Here is a 9,541-nt window from a genome sequence, read left to right as displayed (position 1 = left end):
TGGGTTCACCACAGTGTCGGGACCGCACGGCGGGTACTCGATCGACATCTCGTGGGGCAGCAGTAAGTGGCGGATCAACGTACGAGCCGGCAATGCCGACGACGGATTTCGCGCGATGATTTACGTCAACGGTCACGACACGACCGCCGAGAACGAGGCGCTGCTCGCCGAGTTCACGGCGCACGCCGACCTGATCGAATCCGAGCTGATCGCGGAGCACGACTTCGACCCGATGGCTCACACGGGCAGCGCGCTGGCCAAGAAAGCAGCGATCGCGACATGCAACTGGCCGAATCTTGGCTACCGATCCGATGTGGACGAAGCAAGCGCTCGACTCGTTCAGTTCGTCAACGGAGTTGCCGCAGCGGTGAAAGCCTCGGGGCACTGAGACCTGCCAGCCCCGCCATCCCAACGGATCGGACCGCAAGCCGAAATCTCTTTCACAGACTATTACCCGGTTGGTGAACGGGGCTCCCGTTGGGGGGCATGCTGTCGATCACAAAGCTCCGCGTCGGACAGGAGGCGTACCAGTTGTCCGGCGTCGCCCAGTCCCTCGACGACTACTACACCGGCGCCGGGGAGGCACACGGCCAGTGGCTCGGCGGTGGCGCCGAGCGGCTCGGGCTCGACGGTCAGGTCGACCCGGACGACCTCCGTGCGGTCCTCGCCGGCCTCCGCCCCGGTACCGGCGGGCTCACACCGAACGGCCACGAGATCAAACCTCACCCGAACCGGGTGCCCGGATTCGATCTCACGTTCAAGGCACCGAAGTCCGCCAGCGTTCTCTACGCCGTCTCGGACGACCCCAGCGTCCAGGGTGCGATCATCGAGGCGGGCGAGAACGCCCTGCGCTCAGCGATCGGTTGGCTCGAACGTGAAGCAGTTCAGGTGCAGCGAGGCTCGCACAACACGAAGTACCTCGAACGACTGTCGCCCGAGGAACGGGCCGCGGCGGGACCGAAGCGGCTCAGCACGACCGGTCTGGTCGCTGCCGCGTTCCGCCATCGCACATCGAGGGCGGGCGACCCGCTCCTGCACTGGCACACACTTGCCGCCAATCTCGTGGAAGGTGCCGACGGTCAGTGGTCAGCCTTCGCTCACCCCGAGATCTACCGTCACGCGAGGGCTGCGGGCGAAGTGTTCCAGACCGCGTTCCGGGCCGAACTCACACGCTCACTCGGCATCGAATGGAGGCCCGGAAAGACGGTTCCCGAGATCGCCGGCATCCCACAGTCGCTGCTCGATTCGTTCTCGAAACGAAGCACCGAGATCGAAGCCTGGCTCGCAGCAACGGGAACACCGAACACGATCGAGGGACGTCAAGCAGCCGTGCTCGCGACCCGTCGCCGCAAGCCCGAAGTCGAGCACGAACGCTTCGACGTTGCGTGGAAGGAGGAAGCCTCGGCCGCCGGCTGGGGGCCGCAGTTCGCCGACGGTCTCGTCGCTGCGGCATCAGATCGCCGACCGGTCGACTTCGGCGAAGCCTGGCGGCTCGAGACCGAGACGATCGACGAGAACGGGCAGATCGACCGGTTCGAGCGGACCGTCACCCCGGAGGAATGGATCTCCGACCTTCTCCGTCGAGACCTCACCAGCGATCGCTCGACCTTCGCTCTCCCCGATCTCACCAGGGCCGTCGCGGCGCGGCAAGGAGCGGGAGCGACGATCGAGACCATCGAACGCATCGTCGCTCGAGTACTTGCGTCGCCCCAGACGATCTCTGTGGAAGACGGCGGCCCGAGGCGCCAGTGGACAAGCCGAGAACTCGATGAAGTCGAGCAACGATTCCTTGCGGCCGTCGATGGTCCGAACGGCAACGCCGCTACCACCGAGGCGATCGCGTCCGTCGTTGAGCAACGGCCGACGCTGGGCGACGATCAGCGGACGGCGGTCGAAGTGTTGTCCGCGTCGACGGCACCGGTCGGCGTGCTGGTCGGCCCGGCGGGAACCGGCAAGACCTTCACGGTCGAGGCCATTCGCGAAGCCCACGCCCGGTCGGGGCTGAGGGTGTTCGGGGCTGCGCCATCAGCACGAGCGGCACTCGAACTCGAAGCGGCGACGGGCATGCCTTCTTCGACGCTGCACCGTCTGCTCGACAACTGGAACCGGGGTTTCGTCGCACCGGCGCCCGATTCACTCTTGGTCATCGACGAGGCTGGGATGGCCGACATCCGCAACCTCACCACGTCGGTCGAGCGCCAAACACAAGTCGGTGGTCGCGTCCTGCTGGTGGGCGACCATCGTCAACTCCCGGAGATCGGAGCAGGAGGTGGATTCGCCTCGGCCGCACTCTGTTCGCCCGCTGTGGTTCCACTCACCGTCAACCGGCGGCAACGCAACGCATGGGAGCACCGTGCGCTCGATGAACTCCGGCACGGCAGTATCCGCACTGCCATCACGCACTACCTCGACCACGATCGAATCGAAGTCGCTGCCGACCCCAACGCCCTCGTCGATCTCGCCATCGAGCGCTGGGCTCAGGCACGGGCCGCCGGACTTCGCCCGGTGATGCTGGCCGGAACGAACGACCTCGTCGATCGACTGAACCTCGCCGCCATCGACTACCTCGTCCGTAGTGAAGCACTCACCGACTCACCGCCGGCGGCCTACGGAGCCGCATCGTTCCGGCCCGGCGAACGCGTCCTCGCCCGACGCAACAGCGCCGTGCAAACGCCCGACGGCGACACACTCGACATCGCCAACGGCCAACCCGGGACCGTTCGCGCGGCGACATCGGACGCAATCACCATCGCATTCGACAACGGCACCACCGCCCGCCTCGACGACGGCTACCTCAAGCGCGGCGGCCACCTCACGCACGCCTACGCGCGCACCACACACCGTGCCCAAGGAGGAACCTGGGACCTCGCCATCGCGGTGGGGGCTGACTCCCTCTATCGAGAGGCGGCCTACGTGCAGCTCTCACGGGGCTCCCATTCGAACCAGCTGATCGTGTCCGACCCGGAACTCACCGAGATTCTGAACGAGGCGAGCACCGATACCGAACGTCACGACCGAGGCCACCGTGAAACGACGGACCTCGGCATCGACGATCACCTCGCGGGCCGACTCACGACGTCCCGCGCCAAACACCTGGCACATACTCTCGACCCCGATCTCGACGCTGTCGAACTGCTCGCCTCCACGACCTCGCTGCCAGACCTCCGACGCCAACTCGGCGCTGCGCTTGCGGCCGAGCGAATCGCAACCGACATCCACGGGCACACACCCGACGAGCTGATCAACAAGAAGAAGCGGCTGGTCGACCTCGGCGAACGGCTGGTTGTCGGAGCACGGGTGAGTCCCAACGACCGCAACAACGTCGGTACCACGACGTCGCTCGACGAATCTCGAGGCGAGGCCACCGTTCAATTCGTGTCACTCGATGGAACCCACGCCGAGCGCACATTCGATTGGAGCGAACTCCGATTGATCGACGACGCCGAACCCCCGGCGCACACCTCCCCCGAACGCCGCAACACACTCACAGCCCGACTTCACGACATCGACACCACTCTCGAACGATGGTCGGCAACCGTCGAATCACTCGGCGGTGTACCCGGGCACGCTGGCACACTCACCGCCGCGATCAGCGCGAAGATCCAGCGCTCATCCAACGAACTCCGATCAGCAGCACCGACCTGGCTCCACACCCTTCTCGGCGACCGGCCCGTCGACGTGGGAGGTGCCCGCGCGTGGGATGACTCACTGAGGAAAGTGGCGGTGTGGCGTCTGGACCGCGACCTCAGATCCGACTCGCCAGCACTCGGACCAGCACCCTCCGATCCCAAGGTTGCCGAGCACTGGAGCGAACTCAACTCATCGCTCGCGCAGACCCGGGTCTGGATCGACACCACCGACCGAACCCTGCCGGCCGAATCCTCATCACGCACCCACGACGAACTCGTTGCACGAAGCGACGAACTCGATCAGATCCTCGACACCGCGCCCGCCGACTGCCGAAACATCATCAACGAACTCCGTGCCGGTCAGCTCAGCCTCGCCGACACGGTGGAACTCCTCGACAGTGCCGTCGCCCAGCAATCCGCTCGACGCGAATGGATCACCGAGCACTGGCCACACGTCGTCGAATACCAAGAGATCGACCGTGCCCTCATGATCGGCGAGCCCCCTGACCTGACGTCAGCAGATCGGGAATCGCGGGCGTTCGAACTGGAGATCTAACACTTCTCGCCTCGCCGATGACCGATCTCCCTCGTGCACGGTCGGGATCCCAGCCGCTCGGGAACTGACCCGCTCGACGGTTCTTGCTCAGAATACGGAGAAGCTGAACGGATGACCGTCGTTGAGACGGTCGGCGGTTCGGACGAGCCAGGTGCGAAGCGCCGAGTCGAGCAACATCGACAGCTCGCAGCCGTCGATGGCACCACTCGACGGAACGGTTTCGAGGAGCGATGTCAGAGTGGTTCGAAGGGGGTCGGGGTCATCCCACGGGAGATCGACGCCGACATCGACATCGCCTTCGACGGACACGCGATCGAAGATCCACCAGCGCACTGCCTCGTCGAGCGAATGCCAGACGGTGAACCCGGGCCGTTCCACGTCCGCGACGTACGCGGTAGCCGCGATCACCTCACGCCACACCGCGGCCTGGCGACTCGTTGTCTCGCTCACGGGACTCGATCTGCTTCGACATCGGAACGGTCGGCGGGCTGCGCAGGCTCCACCTGATCGAGCGCGGCTCGTATGGACTCCGCATCGAGCGAGATCGAAGAGGAGTGGTCAGGCGGTCCCAGGCTTCGGCGAAGTGCCGCCATCTGCCGATCTCCCGTGCCGACGGCAAGCGGCACCACGACGTCGGGATCGATGCCGTCCAGCCTCATCTCCGTCTCGTCTCGGCCGATGCCGAGATATCGGCCGGCGACGTCGCACGTTGCATCTCGATCGTGTTCGCACAACACCTCGATCACCTGAACAGCGACAGATGGCGGTGCCCCGACCGCTCCGAGGACTGTCGCGCTCTCCGCCGGAGACATGCCGAACCGTTCCGCAAGATGAGCGAGGTCGTCGGTCTGCGCATGTCGAACCGACAGCGCAAACGCTCGGCACGGGTCGTCGACGACCGCCTCCGCGGCCACCGCAAACGTCGACGGCGTGGGCGCGTGAGCTGCGAGGTGCTTGATCGCTTCCGCCTCGGAGTAGCCGGCTTCGAGCAGTGTCGGGCCGACCGACTGCCATGTCTGCTCGCGGGTGTCAAGGTGTCGCAGTTCCTCGCGTGGGGAAGCAGCGAGCATCTCGATCCGGCTGCACCCACCGTCCCTGAGTTCCTCGACCGTTGCTCCCAACGCCATCCCAACCTCGAGCCGGTTGGCACCCCACTCGGAATGCATCTGCCGGATCGCATCGCCGATCGGCAGTCCCAAGGCCGGGACCAAGTCGATCACCGTGTCGAGCGGCACATCCTCGGCGTGGAGCACGCGCAACATCGTCGCCGGCGCGAGCACACCGGCGCTCTTGACCAACTCCGTCAACCGAGCCGGATCTGAGGTCGTCCCCAGTTCAAGTGCATCGCTGTCGGTCAGACGATGCCCCACGATCGATGCGAGCATGCCCCGATCCCACGATCCGGAGCCTGCCGCCTCAGTAACCATCGCATTCGCACGATCCGGTGCAACCGATGCCAGTTCGATCAGCGCACCGTGCGCCAGTCCCTCGGCAATCTCCCGCGCTGCGCTGGCGTTCTCGGTCAGCGGACCCTGTCGCTGCTGACCGTCCACAGACACCCACGCCTCCCACCGACCGCCCGGACCAGGATGGACTCGCGCCGAGACTCGCTCGTCGAACTCGCGTTGCTCGGTTCGTTCATCGCGGCCTGTCGGGAGCGATACCCACCCGAACGATGGCGACAGCACCTTCGCTCGATCGGAGGTCTCGACCCCGACCGCGACGTCCGGGAAGCGGTCGCGGAGCGCGGCACGAACATCACGCTTCGCCTCCGCGAGATCGTCGGCGGCACCCTCGCCCACCAGTCCAAGGTGTGCCCCTCGGCCAGTCGTCTCGAGCCTCCACATCGCGCCGGCCCGCGTCTCATACGCGGCCAGATAGGACCGGTCGTTCACACGCATGAACGCTCCGACTCCGTTGGCACCAGCAATCCCCCGCGCCAGCCATTCACCCTTCGAGTACGGCCCGACCTCGATCCACACACCAAGCGGGAGCGAGCGCACGTCGGCCGGCGACAGGTAGTTCCGTCGCCCGGACGCGACCTGACGGTCATCGGCGAGCTCATGTCGAGGAAGCGGCGACCGGCTCAGGTCAACCTCGAGCCCGTAGGACAGCGCGTCGACAACTCGGCCAGCCGCATGGCGAACATCGACCAACGTCCGCCACCGCTCGCGCCCCGTCAGCCCGTTCGGATCCAAGACGGGCAGTGGCTCCGTGGCCCGACCGACTCGGCCTGCTGCCAGGAGTCCTGCCTGTTCTGCAAGCACGCCGTCGAGCCCGACGCGGCCAGCACCTGGCGGCACATGTCGAGCGAGATCGACAAGCTGCGCGAGCGGGTCCTGGACTCGTCGAGGTGTCCGTCCGACCATGCGCCCCGTCGCAACCCGGACCGCCTCGCTCCATCGGGCGTCCGACATGCGCGGAATCGACACTGCCTTCACCGCATCGCGAGCCGGCCGGCGAGCGAGCTGTTCTTCGGCGAACACCAGCTCCCACCGATGCCCCGACGCAACCGAGCCGGACTCGCCAAGTGATCGCGACCGTCCAGCAACCGTCGTCGGCTCGCCGACGACCGGCACCCTCACCGGAAGGCCGTGTTCGCCCGCCCCGACCGCGCAGGCACGACCACCCTCACTCGATGGGACACGTCCCCAGGTCGCCGCCCCGGCCACCGGTCCGACGATTCCGTAGGAGGCGAGGAGCACCTGATTTCGGGCGGAGTAGTCGATCCACACTTCCGCACGTTCGAGCATCGACGCCCACGCTTCTGGCGAATTCAAGGATCGCCGCGCCCACGCGTCGAGGTGACGCATCATCGGACGTGGATCGTCGTCTCGGAACTCGAACGGTCGGTTGATGACCACCATGGCTGCCACCGTCAACGGCGCCGCTCACACCATCACTCACACGTCGCTGAGCAGGTGCGTTGCCACTCACACATCCGCTCACACGGAGAGTTCGGGCGGCGCGAGTTTGCGCAGTTGCTGGCGCACGTACTTCCAACGATTCCGCTGCACCGACGTTCGACGTTCCATCAGTGCCAAGTCGAGCGCCTCGTTCCAGGCAGCCGAAGCTTTCGGGTGTGAGCGGTGGGACTTCACCAGCTGATCGCGGAAGTCGTGAAGCGCAGCTCGGTCGAGGACCTGCCGATGACCAGGATCGATCGAGTGCTCGTCGAACAAGTACGTCCTTCTCGGGTCGACCGGGAACGCAGCGCGCCGCTCCCTGCGCATCGTGCAGCGATGGGCATCCCATGCCTTGTCCACGATCAAGTTCGCCAGTCGACGGCCGGTGGCAGGGACACCCGATCGTGAGAACTCGGCAAGCACGATCGAGAGTTCTCCCAGAGCCTCGTCTGCCTGCGTCCGGTCGTTTCGACATCGGTGACGAAGCATCGGGATCAGGGCGACGAGTACGACCTCCAACGCCGATTCGTCATGACGCTCGAGTAGCTGACGGATCGCCTCGTCGGATCGCTCGTCTACCCGCCGGATCACGCGGACCCAGTCGGCGAGGTCACCTCGTCCAGTCGAACGACGAAGCAGGTTCACATGCTGTTCGATGTCGATACACAAGCTCATGCGCTCGACCTTCTACGCGGTCGCTCACACGAGCGCTCACACACGCCACTATCTCCCCCGCGTCGATTTGTCGCGGTCGACAAACAGCCGTGCTCGCGTAGGCAACCGTGTCCGGTGCTCCCGGCTGCCGGTTGGGAGTGCCGCCTTGAGCGAACCGGTCGCGATGTTCTGAGCGCCCTGGCTACGGTTTGGTCGCTTCTGCGGTGGTCGCAGTGTTTTGGGTCGCGCCGGCTGTGCTGTTGCCCGATGGATGGGCGTTAGTCGTGGTTGGGGTGGCTCACGCGAGTGGTGAACCCGATCACTGTGGCGCCGAAGAGCAGTGCCGCTGCGACGATGTACACGAACCGGATGCCCACGACTTCGGCCAGGACTCCGCCGATCGCAAGGGAGCACAGACGCGCCGCGTTCCACAGCACGTCGTAGAACGCGAACGCTCGGCCCCGGGTCTCGGCCGGCACGAGCGTCTGCAGCGTGGACTGGTAGGCGATCGTTCCCGTGGACGTGGCCATGCCGTAGACCACGAGCGCGCCTCCGGCCACTGCTGGGTTGCCGGCGGCCGCGAGCGTGAGGTCGACACCGCCCCGTGCGGCGAAGGGTCCGAACAACCAACGCTTGTCGCCCGGTCGGATGAACCGGCGCAGCAACAGCGGGCCAGCGGCTGCGCCGACACCGATCGCACCGAGGAGAATACCGAAGCCGCCGGTACCGACGCCGAGCCACCGGTCGGCCAGCACGACCAGCAGTCCGCTGGTCGCCCCGGCTGACAACGACGCCAGGACCTGCACCACGGCGAGCCTCGTGAGCAGCCGATCCGCCCGGACCGTTGCGACACCGGCGAGTACGCCGGACCAGCCCTTGACGTCGACCTCGGCGGATCTGCGGCCGCCGCCGAGTCTCGTGAGCGCAGCCGCGGAGAACAGGAAGGTCGCTGCGTTCACCCCGAACGCGACCTCGACTCCCCACGCGGCGATGACGAGCCCCGCGAGCGGAGCAAGCGCGATCTGACCGATCACGGCGGCGGTCCACATGGCGCTGTTGGCAGTCACGACGTCGTCGTCGCCGACGACATCGGGGAGCAACGAGCTCGCTGCCGGGTTGAAGATCACCGCTCCCGCCGACAGCCCGAACGCAACCGCGTACACGGCCGCAACCGAGTCGGCGCCTACCACGAGCACGAACGCGACCAGCGCGCGGCAGACGTCCGCCCCGATCATCACCGAGCGACGAGGCAACCGGTCTGCGGCGAGACCCGCCATGGGTGCGATCAGCAACACGGGCAGCACCTCGAACGTCACAGCTCCCGCCACACCGAGCCCGGAGTTGGTGAGGTCGAACACCAACACGACGAGCGCCACGGTGTTGAACGCGTCGCCGGCCCTCGACACCGAATGAGCGACGAACAACCGCCGAAACTCCGGCGACGAGCACAACAGACGGAGCATCGAGTCAGCGAAGACCGCGCCGAGTCCAAGTCAGGTTCGCGAGGGCAACGCCGGCTTCCGGATCATTCCGCTCGCCCGCGCTGTGTTGACGACGCCGGCGATGGCGGCGAGCCCGTCGATGAGTGTCCGCTCAGCCATCGGCCAGGACCTCGCGGAGCTGATCGAGCGTCGGGGAGCCCGCGAGACCGTCGGGGGTCTGATACATCCGACACGACAACCCGACCGGGGCATCGGCGTCGGTGAACGGGTCGACGCCGTCGACCAGGATCGACGGCGAGCCGCGGAAGCGGGTCCGTTCCGCCTCCTCGGGTGTGTCGACGATGCGGCGGGTGA

The 9,541-nt window shown here is 66.4% G+C and carries 7 protein-coding genes; 2 read left to right on the top strand and 5 right to left on the bottom strand.

Annotated features, from left to right (window positions below; translation table 11 throughout):
• Both ON45_RS10170 and mobF read left to right on the top strand, forming a co-directional pair.
• A partial coding sequence (locus ON45_RS10170; protein ID WP_206537679.1) for a hypothetical protein occupies positions 1-388 on the top strand: 388 nt, incomplete at its 5' end.
• 98 nt (positions 389-486) lie between these two features.
• The gene (gene mobF, locus ON45_RS10165; RefSeq protein ID WP_040493599.1) at positions 487-4,185 is read left to right on the top strand and encodes a MobF family relaxase; all 3,699 of its coding nucleotides are present in this window, start codon (positions 487-489) and stop codon (positions 4,183-4,185) included.
• A gap of 87 nt (positions 4,186-4,272) precedes the next feature.
• Here mobF and ON45_RS10160 read toward each other — a convergent pair whose 3' ends face one another.
• From ON45_RS10160 to ON45_RS10140, 5 genes are all read right to left on the bottom strand, one after another.
• Entirely contained in the window at positions 4,273-4,635 is a 363-nt protein-coding gene (locus ON45_RS10160) for a hypothetical protein (RefSeq protein ID WP_040493598.1), read from the bottom strand.
• Positions 4,632-7,052: a hypothetical protein gene (locus ON45_RS10155; protein ID WP_040493597.1), complete on the bottom strand. Its 2,421-nt coding sequence runs from the start codon at positions 7,050-7,052 to the stop codon at positions 4,632-4,634. Before ON45_RS10155 ends, ON45_RS10160 begins: the two co-directional genes overlap by 4 nt.
• A 78-nt stretch (positions 7,053-7,130) precedes the next feature.
• A complete protein-coding gene (locus ON45_RS10150; RefSeq protein WP_040493596.1) occupies positions 7,131-7,766 on the bottom strand; it encodes a hypothetical protein in 636 nt (211 codons plus the stop codon).
• 257 nt (positions 7,767-8,023) lie between these two features.
• Entirely contained in the window at positions 8,024-9,208 is a 1,185-nt protein-coding gene (locus tag ON45_RS10145) for an MFS transporter (protein WP_040493595.1), read from the bottom strand.
• A gap of 130 nt (positions 9,209-9,338) precedes the next feature.
• Positions 9,339-9,541, bottom strand: a 203-nt coding sequence (locus tag ON45_RS10140) for a hypothetical protein (RefSeq protein WP_040493594.1), incomplete at its 5' end; no start/stop codon positions are given.

This window comes from Ilumatobacter nonamiensis YM16-303, assembly GCF_000350145.1.
Taxonomy (GTDB): Bacteria; Actinomycetota; Acidimicrobiia; order Acidimicrobiales; family Ilumatobacteraceae; genus Ilumatobacter_A; species Ilumatobacter_A nonamiensis.
The sequence above is the reverse complement of the archived record's forward strand: the minus strand, read 5'-3'. Positions and strand labels throughout refer to the sequence as shown.

Coding starts and splice junctions, on each gene's coding strand:
- mobF (WP_040493599.1), top strand. CDS start 487: ATGCTGTCGATCACAAAGCTCCGCGTCGGACAGGAGGCGTACCAGTTG.
- ON45_RS10155 (WP_040493597.1), bottom strand. CDS start 7,052: ATGGTGGTCATCAACCGACCGTTCGAGTTCCGAGACGACGATCCACGT.
- ON45_RS10150 (WP_040493596.1), bottom strand. CDS start 7,766: ATGAGCTTGTGTATCGACATCGAACAGCATGTGAACCTGCTTCGTCGT.
- ON45_RS10145 (WP_040493595.1), bottom strand. CDS start 9,208: ATGCTCCGTCTGTTGTGCTCGTCGCCGGAGTTTCGGCGGTTGTTCGTC.